Origin of the sequence: Croceicoccus naphthovorans, assembly GCF_001028705.1 — a bacterium.
Classification (GTDB): Bacteria; Pseudomonadota; Alphaproteobacteria; order Sphingomonadales; family Sphingomonadaceae; genus Croceicoccus; species Croceicoccus naphthovorans.
In genome coordinates, this window is record NZ_CP011770.1 from 2,915,498 (window position 1) to 2,931,493 (window position 15,996).

Annotated in this window: 13 protein-coding genes and 2 pseudogenes; 11 read left to right on the plus strand and 4 right to left on the minus strand. The window is 61.4% G+C overall.

What is annotated here, in order from left to right; genetic code table 11:
* Positions 1–214 precede the first annotated feature (214 nt).
* Entirely contained in the window at positions 215–409 is a 195-nt protein-coding gene (locus AB433_RS14570; RefSeq protein WP_047824203.1) for a DUF465 domain-containing protein, read from the plus strand.
* 150 nt (positions 410–559) lie between these two features.
* Here AB433_RS14570 and AB433_RS14575 read toward each other — a convergent pair whose 3' ends face one another.
* The 3 genes from AB433_RS14575 to AB433_RS14585 form a co-directional block, all read right to left on the minus strand.
* Positions 560–1,333, minus strand: a complete 774-nt coding sequence (locus tag AB433_RS14575) for a sulfite exporter TauE/SafE family protein (protein ID WP_047822014.1) — start codon at positions 1,331–1,333, stop codon at positions 560–562.
* Positions 1,334–1,616: 283 nt separating this feature from the next.
* The gene (locus AB433_RS14580; protein WP_221403488.1) at positions 1,617–2,798 is read right to left on the minus strand and encodes a type II toxin-antitoxin system HipA family toxin; all 1,182 of its coding nucleotides are present in this window, start codon (positions 2,796–2,798) and stop codon (positions 1,617–1,619) included.
* A 75-nt stretch (positions 2,799–2,873) separates the two neighbouring features.
* A complete protein-coding gene (locus tag AB433_RS14585) occupies positions 2,874–3,098 on the minus strand; it encodes an XRE family transcriptional regulator (protein ID WP_008601437.1) in 225 nt (74 codons plus the stop codon).
* Positions 3,099–3,602: 504 nt separating this feature from the next.
* Between AB433_RS14585 and AB433_RS20630 the strand changes: the two genes are divergently transcribed.
* From AB433_RS20630 to AB433_RS14630, 10 genes and pseudogenes are all read left to right on the plus strand, one after another.
* On the plus strand, positions 3,603–3,845 hold the full coding sequence (locus tag AB433_RS20630; RefSeq protein WP_156170841.1) for a hypothetical protein: 243 nt from the start codon (positions 3,603–3,605) through the stop codon (positions 3,843–3,845).
* A gap of 215 nt (positions 3,846–4,060) precedes the next feature.
* Positions 4,061–4,966: a DUF7146 domain-containing protein gene (locus AB433_RS20080; protein WP_156170919.1), complete on the plus strand. Its 906-nt coding sequence runs from the start codon at positions 4,061–4,063 to the stop codon at positions 4,964–4,966.
* Positions 4,967–5,041: 75 nt separating this feature from the next.
* Positions 5,042–7,525: a strawberry notch family protein gene (locus AB433_RS14595; RefSeq protein WP_047822020.1), complete on the plus strand. Its 2,484-nt coding sequence runs from the start codon at positions 5,042–5,044 to the stop codon at positions 7,523–7,525.
* 913 nt (positions 7,526–8,438) lie between these two features.
* Complete coding sequence (locus tag AB433_RS21655; protein ID WP_342670041.1) at positions 8,439–9,215, plus strand: tyrosine-type recombinase/integrase; 777 nt, start codon at positions 8,439–8,441, stop codon at positions 9,213–9,215.
* Positions 9,212–10,126, plus strand: coding sequence for a tyrosine-type recombinase/integrase (locus AB433_RS14605; protein WP_006832488.1), 915 nt, complete (start codon positions 9,212–9,214; stop codon positions 10,124–10,126). The genes AB433_RS21655 and AB433_RS14605 overlap by 4 nt, the downstream gene beginning before the upstream one ends.
* Positions 10,123–11,127, plus strand: a complete 1,005-nt coding sequence (locus tag AB433_RS14610) for a tyrosine-type recombinase/integrase (protein ID WP_007015829.1) — start codon at positions 10,123–10,125, stop codon at positions 11,125–11,127. Before AB433_RS14605 ends, AB433_RS14610 begins: the two co-directional genes overlap by 4 nt.
* A gap of 85 nt (positions 11,128–11,212) precedes the next feature.
* Positions 11,213–13,018, plus strand: a pseudogene (locus tag AB433_RS14615) (strawberry notch C-terminal domain-containing protein); the annotation flags it as partial.
* A gap of 59 nt (positions 13,019–13,077) precedes the next feature.
* Positions 13,078–13,347: a type II toxin-antitoxin system Phd/YefM family antitoxin gene (locus AB433_RS14620; protein ID WP_047822024.1), complete on the plus strand. Its 270-nt coding sequence runs from the start codon at positions 13,078–13,080 to the stop codon at positions 13,345–13,347.
* A 3-nt stretch (positions 13,348–13,350) separates the two neighbouring features.
* The gene (locus tag AB433_RS14625) at positions 13,351–13,707 is read left to right on the plus strand and encodes a type II toxin-antitoxin system RelE/ParE family toxin (RefSeq protein WP_047824205.1); all 357 of its coding nucleotides are present in this window, start codon (positions 13,351–13,353) and stop codon (positions 13,705–13,707) included.
* Between the two features lie 378 nt (positions 13,708–14,085).
* A pseudogene (locus AB433_RS14630) lies at positions 14,086–15,177 on the plus strand (ParB/RepB/Spo0J family partition protein); the annotation flags it as partial.
* Here the strand turns inward: AB433_RS14630 and AB433_RS20085 are convergent.
* A protein-coding gene (locus AB433_RS20085; protein WP_156170621.1) for an IS5 family transposase occupies positions 15,175–15,947 on the minus strand; the annotation gives its coding sequence in 2 pieces (ribosomal slippage) (positions 15,175–15,629 and positions 15,629–15,947; 774 coding nt in all). The pseudogene AB433_RS14630 and the gene AB433_RS20085 sit on opposite strands and share 3 nt — an antisense overlap.
* Positions 15,948–15,996: the final 49 nt, after the last annotated feature.

Below are 15,996 nucleotides of genomic sequence, written 5' to 3' on the forward strand. Positions count from 1 at the left end.
GCCTTCGCCACCGACACATGGAGTGGACCACAAACCGCGCGCCTTGCGAAGACTGTTGCAGAAATATTTCGACGAAGCGGGGGTTCAATTGCGATCAGGCGAATGTGCCGCAATCCGTGCCAGACCCGATTGCACGATGCATCGCAAAGTGCGAAAGACGCGCACGCCTGAACCGGGGCGACGGGTAGCTGCACGGGGTCTTGAAAGCGCATCGATGACCGAAGACGAACTGCGCAAGCGGCTGAGCATCATGATGGTGGAGCACCGCGACCTCGACGCCGCCATTGCCGCGCTGGCCGAAAACCCGGCTGACCAGATGCAGGTCGCGCGCCTGAAAAAGCGCAAGCTGCGCCTGAAGGACCAGATCGCGCAGATTCAGGACGCGCTGATCCCGGATATTATTGCGTAGCTCTTAGACTGAAACGGATCGATTTTCGGATGATGCCGAGGCAAAAGACGTCGTTGCCGAGAACCGGCGCGCAGCGGACTTAAAGTCCGTGAGCACCGGAAGCGCAGGCGGCGATGGCTTGCAGCCCGGCAGCGCCGGAAAGCGACCGTTTCAGCCAAGTGTCTTCCAGATCCCGAACACACTCGTCGCGGCCAGCACAAGGCCCACGAAGATCAGGATCGGCTTCACCGGCAGGCGCTTTGCCGCCCATGCGCCGATCGGGGCCGCCGCCACACCGCCAAGGATCAGGCCCAGCGTCGGTCCGGCAAGGTCAGCCACGCCGATGCTGGCGATAAACGTCGCCGACACCGCAATGGTCAGGAAGAATTCGACCGAGTTCACCGTGCCGATTACCTTGCGCGGCTCCACCCCCTGCACCAGCAGGTTCGAGGTGACGACCGGCCCCCAGCCGCCCCCGCCCGCGGCATCGAGGAACCCGCCGATCAGGCCCAGCGGCGCAACCGACTTCGCCTCACGCGGTTTGGGCGGCCAGAATATACCGCGCACCAGCAGGTAGATGCCGATCAGCGTCAGATAGCCCAGCACGAACGGCTTCACGACAGAGGCATCGATGCTGGTCAGCAGGTAGGCCCCCGTCACGCCACCGATCACGCCGGGCAGCAGCAGTTTGAAGAACAACCGCTTGTCGATGTTGCGATGGTAAAGGTGGCTGAGGCCCGAACTGGCGGTGGTGAAACATTCCACCACGTGAACTTTCGCCGATGCCAGCGCGGGCGGCAGCCCCAGCACGCCGACGAGCAGTGAGTTGCAGATCACCCCGAAAGCCATGCCCAGCGCGCCGTCCACCAGCTGCGCGGCAAAGCCGATGCCGATATAGGGCCAGATCTCTGCCAGCGTGGGCCAGCCAATGCCGATGCCATCCATGTCCGTGTTCCCGAAATTGAAACCGGACGGGGAATTAGGGGCGAACGGGCCAGCCGTGCCAACCAGATTTCGAATGTACCCCGAAAGGCGATCTATCTTGCGCGATCACCGCTTGCGATAACGAAAATACCAGACCTTAGTGGTCATACTATCATAATAGACTGATATACAATCACAAATCGGCATTTTTTGATCCCCATTTTCTCGGCTAGCAATCACCGGGTAATCACCATGCCAAATTAGGCAAGCACGCGCCCCCATGAACGGATTTCTGCGTTTGCGATCATGACACAGGTGCTGCCAACCGGAAGCAGGTGGCGAAACGCTTGCGATCAGCCGCGCTTATCCCTGCTTTTGTGAATAGGTGTTCCCACCGTGTCGCTACGATTCTGCTCATGTCTTCGGCGATTGCGTTCGCGTCATCATGGCTGAGGTCGAAGACCGCGGCACCGGCGAGAGCGTTCTCGATCGTTGCAGCGCGGCCTTCCGGCCCGACGCCGAGGACGAGCCGGCGCTCCAGTCCCAGCTGAGGCTTCGGCACTACATCGTAAAGCGGCGAAAGCCGCCATCCCTCACCATCGAACAGGAAGCCATGATTACGTAGGTGATCATCATCATTGGTGACGAGGATATTGAACAGCATGCGACGAAATAATTCGTGCAGATCCTGGCGTACTTCGGTTCCGAATTGCCGGATCGCTCCTGCGAGATCGGCATAGCTGAAGCTGCTGACCTCGCTCTCATGCGCCCCGAGCATTGTGAGCCCCGAAGCAAAGGGCCTGCGTTCCAGCCAGTTGCCGTGAGGAATCCGATCGAACCGCTCGATCAGATAGATGTCGCGATCAAGGACACAGCGGAAGTCGAGTGGCGGCACATCGAGACCACATTCGCTGGCAAGCCGCATTGTCGCCAGTTCGACCCGGCATTCGGGGAAGCTGTCTCCCCGCTTCTGAAATTTCGCGATCCAGGGTTTGTCGCCGATTTTTGTAGCAGCCTTCGGCCGGGCGCCGCCCAGAGATGACCCGGCGGCTAGCAACGCCCTCAAGTTCTCGTCGAGTTCGTCGACATGCTGCGCTCGTTCGGCGGCTTCTGCTAGCTCTGCGAGCGTGAACTCTTCGCCCGGAGCAGGGCCGTCCCCCCATGGTGTAATTCTCTCAGGCTGGGCGGACGTCGGCCCAAAGGCGAGCGCACCCACGCGATGTTCGCCCGAGGCCAGAATGAGATCGATTTCGCTCGGCAAGCGATCGCCCATCGCCTTGTACATTAGGTATTGGCCCCAGCCGTCAGGAGCAGCATCCCGAATGCCACCGAACACGGCAAAGCCTTCTTCCGTCCTGAATGTTCGAGAAGTTCCAGCTTCGTGCAACGGCAGAGCTACAGGATCGACCGCAATACGGTCAGCGCGTTCCAGATAACGCCGCCCGTAAGCGAAGGTAGCAAACTGGTTGCGCGGTTCGTCGGTCATCGTGAGAAGGCCTGCCGGAACAGGCCCCTCCTCAAGATGCACGAAGACATAGGTGCGGATGGTCGTCACGGCTTGCTAGAAATCCAGATCATCGTCGCTGACAGCGTGGGTCTTCTGGGGCAGGCGGGACAAATCCTCGCTGATGCCAGCCCGGTCACTGTCTGGGGTTACCAGCTCGGCAAGGCGCTGTGTCATCCCCAGGACATGCAGGGCGCTCGCCAGAACCGCGAGGCCCACGGTAGGATCTCCCGCTTCGAGGCGTTGCAGCGTTTGAACCGAGACGATCATGCGCTCGGCCATTAAACGCTGAGGAAGTTTTCTCCGGCGGCGAGCAAGGGCGATATCCTTACCTAGCCGTGTAATCGCACGTTGGCTCTGGGGCGGTAGTCCGCTAGCAGCTCGAGACGAACGGGGCATGGCCCGATATATGACATATCATGCGAAATTCCGCAAATAGAAATGATATGTCATGTTTTTGTGCTCTTTCGCTTGAAGCAGATTTACCGAAGGAAGATGCTTCACCGCCTCCTGCACGAGGCTTACAATGACCATGACTGAGTGGAGAGGCGCTGGTGAGCGGTCGCTAGGCCGCGGCTTGACCATCGTACTTCAAAAGTCGCTGTGCAGTTGCGCGAATTGTCTCAGCGACTATATCGCAAACGTCACGCATGTCGGCACAAGCCGACAGCTTCGGAAGAATTCCGAGGTCCCGTCCTCCAGTTGGAGGTTAACCGGCGGACCCTGCAGAGGGTTCGCCGAATTTCGTTCGAACGCTCTCGCAGGTCCAACCCGATGGAGCATCGAATGCATTATTCAGACGAGGAAATCGAACGCGCGAAGACATTATTCGCTCGTGAAAATGATCAACCCGGCCATGGCAGAATGGCGGTTGCCGCGATGGCGGGAATGAGCAAGCCCGGCAAAATCAGCCATATCACTCATCGACGGACTTGGCGGGACTACCTTTCGAAGGCACGACGCGATTTGCAAAAGGAAAGATCGGACTGGAATTTTCGATTAGGTAACGTGTCGCATGATCTAAACTGACCAGGTCGTGGGGCAGCAATAAGGATCAATGGCGCTAGTGAGAAGTCACTACGAATAATCGGTAGACCTCGCGGGTGAGCGGCGATGTCGATGTGACGCTCAAATCGACGGGCTCGCAGTGCAGACGTGAATCCCCTCCGACCTGTTCTTACAACACAAAAGGGCTGGAGGGGAGGAGGGCCTTTGTGAGCGAGCCGAAAGGATCGCGATGTGCCATGTCCCACCGATATTCCACCAAGATAAGCTCTTTGGAAGAAGCCGCCCGCCGCATCTGTGAAAACCGGGGCGGCAAATGGTCCGGCACAAAAGGCATGGCCTGCTGCCCTGCGCATGACGACCGTACGCCGTCACTCGGTGTGTCGCTCGGCCAAAAAGCGATCCTTTTCCATTGTTTTGCGGGATGTGATCAGCAGAGCGTGCTGGCTGCTCTGGTGAGTGAAGGTGTACCGGCGTCAGCCTGGTTCTCGGGAGGTGCAATCGAGCCCACGATGGACACTGGTCCTGCAGCGAAGCCTTCGGCCGCTGCCTTGCGCATCTGGCGCGACGCACAGCCGTTACGCGCGAGTCCAGCAAAGTCCTATCTCGAGAGCCGCGGCATCCTCGCAGCATCTCCGGCGCTCTGCTTCCATCCACGAACGCCTCTTGGTCCGAAGGGACGCACCCGTTTTTTGCCGGCCATGATTGCGGCGGTCAGCCTCGACGTGGGGCCGATCGCCATCCATCGCACGTTCCTTTCGGGCAATGCCAAGGCCGATTTCGACAAACCGAAGCGCGCGCTCGGCGCGCTCGGCGAAGCAGCTGTCCGCCTCTTCGCTCCGGCCTCCGGCAAGCTTGGCCTTGCCGAGGGGGTCGAGAGCGCGATGTCGGCCTATGCTCTCACCGGCATTCCCGTCTGGGCGACCTTGGGCAATGAGCGCTTCGGCCTCGTCAGCGTACCCGAGAGCGTGACCGAGCTTCACCTTTTCGTCGATCACGATGCTGGCGGCGAGCTGGCTGCGTCGCGTGCCCTGGCCGCTTATGCCCGCGATGCGCGGACGATCCACGTTCGCAAGCCGTCGTCACGCGACACAGACTGGAACGATGAACTGACAGCATGGCTGCGCCGCAAGGCGGCGCCGTAGAGGAGAGTGGGCTTCTCGAATTCCTGATCCGGCAGAGGGCGTGTCCCGATGCCCTCATCAGGAGGACGAATTGCCATGTTTCAATCAGATCTGTTTCCCGCCGGCGAGCAGATGCCGGCAGTGCCCCTGGCCCACGCCATTGGGGCCAGGATTGCCGCGCTTCTTGCGTCGGGGCGTCATCTCACCCGTACCGACATTTCCAGCCTGTTTGCCGAAGAGACCGGTGCACAAGATTGGGGAAGCGCCTGGACGATCGACGATTACAACAACGCGGTCGAGATCGGCGCACTGCTCTGGCTTCGCGAGTCCTCACACATCGATCTGGCGACAAGCGCGCACGCAGCAGAAGCGCCTTTCGACTGGCTCGAAGCAGCCTTGCCGCCGCGGCACGTTCGCAGCGAAGCACAGGTCGAACTCCAGCAGTTCTCGACCCCGCCGGTGCTGGCCTGGCTGATGGCGAAGGCCGCAGCAGTCTCTGCGCATGACACGCTGCTCGAGCCATCCGCCGGCAATGGCGCCCTTGCGCTGTGGGGCAGCGTTCAGAACGCTTCGCTGATCCTCAACGAGATCGATCCTGCAAGACGAGACAGCCTGGTCCACATCTTTCCCGCGGCCACGATCACTGCGCACGACGGGGAACTGATCGCCGATCTGCTTCGCGGCGCTGCTCCGTCGGTCGTGCTGATGAACCCGCCATTCGCCCGCAGCCAGGAACGCGGAAAGGACGGTGAGACGGCGCAGCGCCACCTTCGCAGTGCAATCCGGTCTGCTGCTGCTGGGGCGAGGATTGTCGCCATCTTGCCCAATGGCTTCGATGCTTGCACCTTCGCCGAGGCACAGGACGAAGCGTCGCTGCTCCTCAATGTCCGGCTGCAGCAGGCTTTTCGCCGGACAGGGACGGGGATCGCCGTGCGACTGGTCGTGTTCGACAAAACGCCGATTGTGTCCTCGTCAGCGATCATCGGAGATACTGCCGACCTAATTGAGCTCCACGAAATTGTCACGGAGCTACCGCGACGAGCGCGGACCTCCGCCAGCCTCCATCGCCTGCCAGTCGGCAAGCCAGTGCGCCTCCTTGGCAAGACTTCGACCCAAAGCGCGCCGGTTCGGCCGGTGGCGCCGTTCGCGGCGACTCCTGCAGCCACAGCAACTGCGATCGACCTCACCTATTCGGTCCTCGCCGAACCCTCACCGGTGCCTGAACAGGCAGGCATTTACCTGCCTTACCGGCCTAGCCGCATCGCCGTCGAAGATGCGCCAGTTCATCCTACCCCGCTCGTGGAATCGGTCGCTATGGGTTCGGTCGCGGCACCGCAGCCCGATATTTGCCCGCGCCTTCCCGCAGGTTGGCAGGCGGATGGCCTGCTGTCCGAAGCGCAATGCGAGACACTGGTCTACGCTGCCCAGGCATTTGCGCGCGATCTTCCGGGTCAGTTCAAGGTTAGCCAGGAAGGCACCTCGCTGGAACTGGCCGAAGACGGACACTCCTACCGCCAAGGCTTCTTCCTCGGCGACGGAACCGGAGCGGGCAAAGGACGGCAGATCGCCGCGGTCATCATGGATCGCTGGCTCGCCGGCGAGCGTCGCCATATCTGGATCACGAAGAACGAGGCGCTGCTCGAAGATGCGCGCCGCGATTGGGAAGCGCTTGGCGGGCTACCGCTCGATCTCCAGCCGCTCTCGCGCTGGAAACTCGGCCATCCCGTGACGATGTCCGAAGGCATCCTCTTCGTCACCTACCCGACGCTGCGCTCGGGGCGCGCCGAGGATACGCGCCTCGACCAGATCCTTGCCTGGGCGGGTGAGGACTACGATGGCGTGATCGCCTTCGACGAAGCCCACGCCATGGCCAATGCACTCGGGAGCGCTTCAATCCGCGGCAAGGTCAAGGGCTCCGAACAAGGGATGGCGGGCCTCAGGCTGCAGAACCATCTCCCGCGCGCCCGGGTGATCTACGCGTCTGCCACTGGAGCTTCGGATATCGCCAACCTCGGTTACACCTCACGGCTTGGCCTCTGGGGACCCGAGACCGCCTTTCCGACCCACGAGGCGTTCACGACCGAGATCCGCGCCGGCGGCGTCGCGGCGATGGAGCTTGTCGCCCGCGACCTCAAGGCCCAGGGCCTCTATCTCGCCCGTGCGCTGTCCTTCGCCGGGGTCGAGTACGAGATCCTCGAGCACAGCCTGACCGACGCGCAGATAAGAATCTATGATGCCTATGCCGATGCCTGGGCGATCATTCACCGCAACCTCGAAGCCGCGCTCGAAGCAACCCGAGTGGTCGACGAGGACAGCGGCGATACGCTCAATCGCAACGCCAAGGCTGCGGCGCTATCGATCTTCGAGGGTACCAAGCAGCGCTTCTTTGCCCAGCTCCTGCTCTCGATGAAGCTGCCGAGCCTGATACCCGCGATGGAAGCAGCTCTTGGCGAGGACCATTCGGTTGTCGTGCAGCTGGTGTCGACTGCGGAGGCCATGCTCGACCGGCGTCTTGCCGACCTCTCCGACGAAGAACGTGAAGCGCTCGATATCGATCTCTCCCCGCGGGAGTACGTGTAATGCTGAGCTCAACATTACACGTATTCTTTGCAGTCGCAGTTTATGTCGAGCGTCGCAGCCGGAGGCGCGGGATTGCGTCGGTTCGTCATGATTTTACTCCAGATAATTACCGGTCCTTCGACCTCAACATGTCGAAGGAACCACCATGCCAACAAGATCATTTGTGTCGTTTCAGCCTGCACCAAGCAGGGTTGGAGAGCCGCCCAGTACTAACGCCCTATTCAGTGCATTCCTCTCCTCTCTGTCGGTTGAAGAGGGAACAGCCTGTGCGGTCCTGTACAGCGCAGCGATCCGCCATTTTCTGTGTTGGCTGGGACTACGCGGGATTGCGCTCGGGACGGTTGATGATCGCATCGTGCGCCGTTTTGAGCAGCATCGATGCCGGTGCCCAAGGTATTCAGCGCAAGCGACAGCCTACAAGGCCGATCTTGCGGCGCGTGTCAGGCGCTTTGTCCGGTTTCTCGAAGACCAGGGTTACATCGACGTAGCCGATGGGATTTACGATCTCGGGCGTCATCTTGCTGACTATTCGCATATGATCGATGGCCTCCAACTCGCGAAGGGGGTGGCGCAAGCCTACCGTTCAGAGGCGGAGCACTTCGCGGCCTGGCTGCGGGTATCGCGATGTCCATGGACCGATGTCGATGACACGGTCACCAAACAGTATGCCGATCACGATTGTCGGTGCCCGGTTTTCCGCAAGCGCGGCAAGCTGACCACTTCCGGCAGGAAGCGACGGCGGCGTTGCACACGGCACTTCGTTGAGTTTCTTCGTGATCGGCGCGCCATCGCTCCGGTCGCGGTGAAGGTGGTCGAAGATCCGCAGGTCGCGGCATATGTCGGTTGGCTCAGGCAGGATCGAGGCGTGACCGACGAGACGATCCGGCGATACCGGGCAGAGATTGAGCGGCTGATGCCCATGCTCGGCGCGCCGGCACAATGGGATGCTGCCACTCTGCGAGATGCGTTCGAGCGTCGCAGCAAGGAGATCCCGGGATCGGCTTCGCTGCTCGCCACGATCATGAGGAGCTATCTTCGGTTTCTTATTGGCCGAGGCCAATGCCGCCCAGCGCTGCTGCACGCAATGCCTTCCGTACGGAGATACCGGCTTTCGGCATTGCCGCGCTACATCGACCCGGCAACGATCGAGAGGATCATTGCAGCCTGCCCGACAGGTCGGCCGGTGGAAGTTCGGGATAAGGCGATCATTCTCCTGCTTGCCAGACTTGGCCTGCGAGCAGGAGATATTCGGGATATGCGTCTCGACGATATCGATTGGCGATCCGGCCATCTGAAGGTCAAGGGCAAGACGCGTCGACCGGATCGTTTGCCATTGCCACAGGGTGTTGGCGACGCGATCTTGGCATATCTTGCTGCGGCCCGCCCGACGGCCATCGAAGCGCACCTGTTCTTGCGTTCGCAAGCCCCGTTCCGGCCATTCAGTTCGTCAGCCGAGATCGCCGGCATCGTTGCACGCACACTCGAGCGCGGCGGGATCGAAGGTCTGCCGACCGGATCGCACATATTCCGGCATTCGCTTGCAACCAACATGCTGCGCTCTGGTGCAGGCCTGGAGTCCATCGGGACCATCCTGCGCCACAGCTCGCCCGAGACCACCGCCATTTACGCCAAGACCGATCTGCCGATGCTCTTGAAGATCGCACAACCCTGGCCCGGAGACCTGTCATGATAAACGCACAGATTTCGCGGTACGTCGCTTTGCATCGCAGCCTCGGTCGCAAATTTTTCGAGCAGGAGCGCCTGCTTCGCAAGTTCGGCACCTACGCGACTGGCTTCGGAGACAGCCACACCCGTATCGACCGCATCTACGACTGGTGCCGAGCGACGACTTCGCAGAACACCGCGCGGACCGGCTTCACTTTCGTGCGCAACTTCTGCTTGTTTGCCCATGCCGAGGATCCAGCCAACCAGGTTCCGCCCGCCGGTGTGTTTGGCCGGGGGAAGCGTCCGCGACCAACGCCGCACATCATCCAACCGGAACAGGTCCGGGCGATCATGAAGGCGGCGCTCGATCTTCCGCCCAAGGGCATGATCAGTCCCTTCACCTATCATTACCTGTTCGGTCTGCTGGCGGCGACCGGTCTGAGGATTTCCGAAGCTCTAGCACTACAGTGCGACGATCTGGTCGAAGACGGTCTGATCGTCCGCGACGGCAAGTTCGGCAAGCAGCGCCTAATCGCCTTGCAGCCATCAATCCGTCAGGCTCTCGAGGCCTATCTCGCAACCCGGGCAAGGCTCGGTGCCACGGGCAACGATCTGTTCGTGACGATCCGGGGAAGAGCACCCCATAAGGTCCGCGCCCACGTCGTGTTCGTCAGGCTGGCGCGACAGCTCGGATATCGTGGACCAACCGGGACTGCAGGTATGCGGCTTCACGATTTGCGGCATACCTTCGCCGTACGCTCGCTCGAGTCCTGCTCGCCGGACCGGGACGCCGTGACGCATCACATGGCCGCGCTCAGTGTCTATCTCGGTCACACCTCGGTCGCCAACACCTACTGGTATCTCGAAGCCACGCCAGTGCTGCTGCGCGACATCGCTGCCGCGAGCGAGGATCTGTATCTGGGAGAAGCGGCATGACGGCGCTTGCTCCCCATCTCACAGCCTTCCTGCGCGAACATCTGCCGCGGGAACGCGCCGTAAGCCCGCATACGGTGAAGACCTATGCCAACTGCTTCGTCCTGCTGGTCCGGTTCGCATCCGATCGGCTGAAGCGTCGACCGACCGATCTCGAGATCGAGGATTTCGGCACCGACATGATCATGGCCTTTCTCGGCCATGTCGAGGTCGAGCGCGGCAGCTGTGTGCGGACCCGCAATGGCAGGCTCGCTGCGATCAGATCCTTCTTCCGGTACATCGAGTATCGGGTTCCGGCGTGTCTTGACCAGGCGCTTCGGGTTCGATCGATCCCCAGCAAGAAGGCAGACAAGACGCTGATCGATTATCTCGACCGGGCCGAGATCAAGGCATTACTCGACGCGCCCGATCCTCGGACACGGCTCGGTACGCGCGATCGCGCTATGCTGCACTTGACCTATGCAGCGGGGCTTCGGGTATCGGAACTCGTGTCGCTGCAACTGCGCGATTTCCCGGATCGATCGCTCTCGACGGTCCACATCATGGGTAAAGGCCGTCGCGAGCGGGTCTTGCCGCTATGGAAAGAGACCCAGTCCGCACTCCGCGCATGGCTTGTCATCCGTCCTGAGACTGAGGTCGCCGAGGTATTTCTCAACGCGAACGGGCAGCCCATCACCCGCGATGGCTTCGCATTCCGTCTCGCCAAACATGTCAACGCGGCAGCAAAGAAGCAGCCGTCGTTGCTGCGCAAACGAGTCACGCCGCATGTATTGCGTCATTCCTGCGCGATGCACACGCTCGCAGCGACAGGCGATATTCGCAAGGTCGCACTATGGCTTGGACATGCCAGCATCCAGAGCACCGAAACATATCTGCGCGCCGATTCAGAGGAGAAGCTGCGGATTTTGGCTGCGCATGGCGGGCCGGAAATCAGCCCTGGACGCTTCAAGCCGCCGTCAGACACTCTGATCGCCATGCTCAACGACGTCCGCAAGCGGGCATAGCCTTCGGCCACGCTGCCCCAACCGCACAATTATCTGGAGTAAAATCATGACGAACCGACGCAATCCCGCGCCTCCGGCTGCGACGCTCGACATAAACTGCGACTGCAAAGAATACGTCATCGACTATCTCGCCAAGAGCTTCCCGGTGCGCTTGATGCAGGTCTTCGCCGACGAGGACGGCAATCTTCGCTCCGAGGCGATGAGCGACGGAGACGGCAATCCCGTCTTCTGCCCGCGCGCCATTGCCGCGCGCGATGCGCTGATCGAACAGCTTTGCGCACTGCCGCCCATCGCCACTGCGCTCGATGCGATCATCGAGCATTTCGGAACCGACGCCGTGGCCGAAGTCACGGGCCGGACCCGCAGGCTTGTCCTGGGCCGCGATGGTGAGCAGCGCCTCGAACGGCGTAGCCCCAGCGCCAATGTCGCCGAAGCCCAAAGCTTCATGGAAGGGACCAAGCGCATCCTGGTCTTCTCGGATGCGGGCGGCACGGGGCGTTCCTATCATGCCGACTTGGGCGCCAGGAACCAGCAGCGCCGGGTTCACTTCCTGCTTGAACCGGGATGGCGCGCCGACAACGCCATCCAGGGTCTTGGTCGCACGAACCGCACCAATCAGGCCTCGGCCCCGTTGTTCCGCCCGGTCACCACAGATGTGAAGGGCGAGCGCCGATTCATCTCGACTATTGCGCGAAGGCTCGATGCTTTGGGAGCGCTTACGCGCGGCCAGCGCCAGACGGGCGGACAGAACCTGTTCGACCCGGCAGACAATCTTGAAAGCGACTATGCGCGCGACGCGCTCAGCCGCTGGTTCCAGCTGCTCTATGACGGCAAGCTCGAAGCCACCACCTTTGCCAACTTCGTCGAGCGCACCGGCCTCCGGCTCGAAAACCCCGATGGTGGACTGACCGATAATCTCCCGACGATCCAGCGCTGGCTCAACCGCATTCTTGCGCTGCCGATCGCGCTCCAGAACGCAATCTTCGATGAATATCTCGGCCTCGTCGAAGCGCGGATCGAGGCTGCGCGTGAAGCCGGAACGCTCGACCAGGGACTGGAGACCGTCAGGGTCGATCACTTTACGGTCCTGACAGATGAACTTCTTCGCACCGACCCCGTGACCGGAGCCGAGACCCGTCTCGTCTCGCTCGAAGTGACCAAGCACCTTAGGCCTATGCGATTGCAACGCCTGGTGCGGACGCACGAGATCGGTAGCCCGCACGCGATCCCGATGCGCAATGCGCGGTCGGGCAAGGTTGCGCTGTCGGTTCCAGCCCGGCGTCTCATCGCCGACGACGGGGCCGTGATTGAACGTCGGCGCCTCTTGCGACCGCTCAAGTCCGCGAACTGGACACTTCAGGCACTCTCTGAGAGCCAATGGGAAGAAATTGGCGTCACTGCGTTCACGAGCGCCTGGCGTGCCGAGGAAGTGGAAGCGGCCAAGTCACCGGTGACCGAGCGCGTCCATCTTGCCACCGGACTGCTGCTCCCGGTCTGGAAGCGCCTCCCCGGCGATCATGTTCGGGTCACCCGGCTCGTTGCCGAAGACGGCCAGTCGATCATCGGCCGCGAAGTGCTCGATCTCGATCTCGCTGCGATCGCCGAGACCTTTGGCCTCTCCGGAGTTGCCGGACCATCGGCTGAGCAGATCGGCGACCTTGTCCTTGCCAGCGGCAAACCGCTGGGCCTCGCAAGCCACAATCCACTCACCGTTAAGCGCTCGCTGGTAGGCGGCGAACAGCGCCTTGAACTGACCGGGTTCTCGCCCGATCGCCTCGACTGGTACAAGAACAAGGGCTGCTTCACCGAGATCATCCGCTACCGCACGCGGCTGTTCGTCCCGGTGTCGAGGGCAGGCCAGATACTCCCAGGCATCGCAATCGGGCATTGAGCTTTGCAATTGCCAAGTCGTGGACTATATAAAGACCAAATTCAGTCCCAAGGTGTTCTATGAAGCTGGACCAGCGCATCAAACCGATCAGCTATCTGAAGGCCCACAGCGCCGAAATTATCCGGGAGATTGGAGATGGCGGCGGGCCACTGGTCATCACGCAGAATGGCGAAGCCAAGGCAGTTCTGCAGGATGTCGCCAGCTACGAGCGCGCACAGGAAACGCTCGCTCTGCTAAAACTTCTGGCGCTCGGACAGGCCGATGTTGCCGCTGGTCGGACCCGCCCGGTGGCAGGCCTTGCGGAGCGCGTACGGGGTAAGTCAAACTGAATGATGACGGCCGCGTTAGCGATCAAGATCACCTCCGGTGCGGAGCGTGATCTTGCGGGTATCTGGCAGCGTCGCGTGGCGCAGCGCGGGCCGGATGGCGACGATGGTGCGGACGCACTGCTGGATGACCTCGTCGCGTCTATCGAGTCCCTTTCCGACAATCCTCAGAAAGGACCGGTTCCACCGGAACTTGAGGCTCTCGGGATCACCGAATTCCGGCAATTGTCGCGCTCTCCCTTCCGCATCATCTACGGATATCAGCCCGAGCCAGCACCCGATCAGGTGACTGTGTTCGTAATTGCTGATGCGCGTCGGGATTTTCGGACGCTTCTCGAAGAGCGCTTGCTCGGCAGCGGATAGATAGAGTCTCCGCTCAACAGGTCAGGGTCCGAATGAAACTGAGCGCTGCCTCCGATTGCGCTTAAGTTTCCCCTTCTCTCCTCCCCTTCGTGTGTCTGAATGAACCGATAAGCTCCCGTGTCGCGTACGCCGGAGCCTGATCACGTCCTTCCTCAAGTCCGGGCGACTGATCTGCCTGTGCCCGCTGATGACGGGCCTGCGAATGGGTTCGCGCATTGAGAACAACTGCCCTCATGATCGGAACTTAGCCGATCCCTGATCGCCCCATCTCGGTCGTATAGATGTTCGCCACAGCCATTGAAGAGAGTGGAGGGAGCCCTTTGGGCTTGTGGGCCTCGTGATCCTCACCTGCGCCTTCATTCCATCAGGAGAAAACCCATGATCCAGTCGATCCCCTTGAAGAAGCTCGTTCCGAGCCCCCGCAACGTTCGCAAGTCGAGCGACGTGCTCGCCGACCTCCAGCTGCGGGCAGACATTGCTGCGCGCGGTCTGCTGCAGAACCTCGTCGTTCGCAAAGGAAAGCGCGGCAAGTTCGAGGTCGAGGCCGGCGGTCGTCGGCTCGCCGCGCTGCAGGCACTGGCCGAAGAGGGCACCTTGTCCCAAAACCACGAGGTCACCTGCCTCGTGATCGAAGGCGAGGAAAGCGAGGTGCGTGAAGCCAGCCTTGCCGAAAACGTCCAACGTCTCGCGATGAATCCGGCCGACGAGGCCCAGGCCTTCGCCTCCATCATCGAGGCGGGGGCTACCACAGAAGACGTGGCGCGCCGCTTCGGCCTCACTGTCCGTTTTGTCGAAGGACGGCTGCGCCTGGCCTCTCTCGCGCCTTGCGTCTTCGAAGCGCTCGCCGAAGGCACCATCACGCTCGACATGGCCAAGGCCTACGGCGCAATCTCTGACATCGAGCGACAGGCGCATGTCTATGCCGAGTTGCAGGACGCCTGGTACCAGATCACGCCTGACACGATCCGCCGCATGGTGCTTGATGCCACGGTGCGCGGTTCCGATCCGCGAGCCGTTCTGGTCGGACGCGATGCGTACCTCGCCGCAGGTGGCCGGATCGAGCGCGAATTGTTCGACGATGATGCCAGCGAGAGCTGGATCGATGTCGCGCTGCTCGAGGACCTCGCGCACAAGGCCATGGAGGGGGCGGCAGAAAAGGCCACGCTCGAATATGGCCTTGCCTGGGTCCGGCCGACGCTTGGCACCTATGTCAGCCATGACCTTGTCGACGGCCTCAATCGCTTGCCTTGCGAACCTGCACCGATGACCGAGCAGGAAGCGCAGGAGCTCGGCGAGCTCGAGGCCGACTACGACCGCGTCGCCGCCGTGCTCGAAGACGAGGACAGCGACGAGGACGAGGTCGCCAAGGCCGAACAGGAACTCGTGGTGATCGACCGCGCCATGCGCGCGCTCAATGATCGTCCCCCCGTACTCGCCGACGAACTGAAATCCGAGGCTGGTGCCTTCCTAGGGCGTAGACTCATTAGCGGCGATCCATAGGCGTGTGCAGAAGAGCTTGATGGCAGCGAGGAAGTTATCGCTTCGTTTGTCGTATCTGGTGGCCAAGCCTCTGGCGTTTTTGAGTTTCCCGAAGAAACGCTCGACCAGATTACGGTAGCGATACAGGAAGCTGCTGAACGCGAAGCCTTTGCGACGATTGCGCTTGACTGGGATGTTGGCGAAGCCACCCTGCGCGGTGATCTGACTGCGAATGGCATCGCTGTCATAAGCCTTATCGGCGAGAAAGGTGGTGGCGTTCGGCACGGCGGCCAGCAGCCTCTCGGCCTCACGGCAATCGCTCGCCTGGCCTTCGGACAGATGCAGTTGGATCGGCAGGCCGCGACCATCAACCAGGGCATGGATCTTGGTTGTCAAACCGCCCCGGGAACGTCCCATGCAGCGATTTGGGTCCCCCTTTTTAGGGTCGCACCGTGCTGGTGGACCCGGATGGAAGAACTGTCGATCATGACCAACTCGCCGTCGAAGGCTTGGCTCACCGCTTCGAGAAGGCGGTCCCACACACCGGCTTTGCGCCAGCGCACGAAACGGTTGTAGCAGGTGGTATGTGGGCCATAGCGCTCGGGAATATCAGCCCAAGGACTGCCCGTGCGAAAGCGCCACAATATCCCGTCGATGACCCGCCGGTCATCCACACGCGGAACCCCGCGAGGCTTGTTCGGCAACAACGGCTCGATCACCAGCCACTCATCATCGGTCAGTTCAAATCTACGACGCGTCATCCAAAGCTCCTTCCCGAAGCCTTGAATCAACCGCGCCCGCGCCGCGCAA

What these genes read in the sequence shown, in the direction of transcription:
- AB433_RS14570 (WP_047824203.1), top strand. Translation starts at nt 215, where the DNA reads ATGACCGAAGACGAACTGCGCAAGCGGCTGAGCATCATGATGGTGGAG.
- AB433_RS14575 (WP_047822014.1), bottom strand. Translation starts at nt 1,333, where the DNA reads ATGGATGGCATCGGCATTGGCTGGCCCACGCTGGCAGAGATCTGGCCC.
- AB433_RS14580 (WP_221403488.1), bottom strand. Translation starts at nt 2,798, where the DNA reads ATGACCGACGAACCGCGCAACCAGTTTGCTACCTTCGCTTACGGGCGG.
- AB433_RS14585 (WP_008601437.1), bottom strand. Translation starts at nt 3,098, where the DNA reads ATGGCCGAGCGCATGATCGTCTCGGTTCAAACGCTGCAACGCCTCGAA.
- AB433_RS20630 (WP_156170841.1), top strand. Translation starts at nt 3,603, where the DNA reads ATGCATTATTCAGACGAGGAAATCGAACGCGCGAAGACATTATTCGCT.
- AB433_RS20080 (WP_156170919.1), top strand. Translation starts at nt 4,061, where the DNA reads ATGTCCCACCGATATTCCACCAAGATAAGCTCTTTGGAAGAAGCCGCC.
- AB433_RS14595 (WP_047822020.1), top strand. Translation starts at nt 5,042, where the DNA reads ATGTTTCAATCAGATCTGTTTCCCGCCGGCGAGCAGATGCCGGCAGTG.
- AB433_RS21655 (WP_342670041.1), top strand. Translation starts at nt 8,439, where the DNA reads ATGCCCATGCTCGGCGCGCCGGCACAATGGGATGCTGCCACTCTGCGA.
- AB433_RS14605 (WP_006832488.1), top strand. Translation starts at nt 9,212, where the DNA reads ATGATAAACGCACAGATTTCGCGGTACGTCGCTTTGCATCGCAGCCTC.
- AB433_RS14610 (WP_007015829.1), top strand. Translation starts at nt 10,123, where the DNA reads ATGACGGCGCTTGCTCCCCATCTCACAGCCTTCCTGCGCGAACATCTG.
- AB433_RS14620 (WP_047822024.1), top strand. Translation starts at nt 13,078, where the DNA reads ATGAAGCTGGACCAGCGCATCAAACCGATCAGCTATCTGAAGGCCCAC.
- AB433_RS14625 (WP_047824205.1), top strand. Translation starts at nt 13,351, where the DNA reads ATGACGGCCGCGTTAGCGATCAAGATCACCTCCGGTGCGGAGCGTGAT.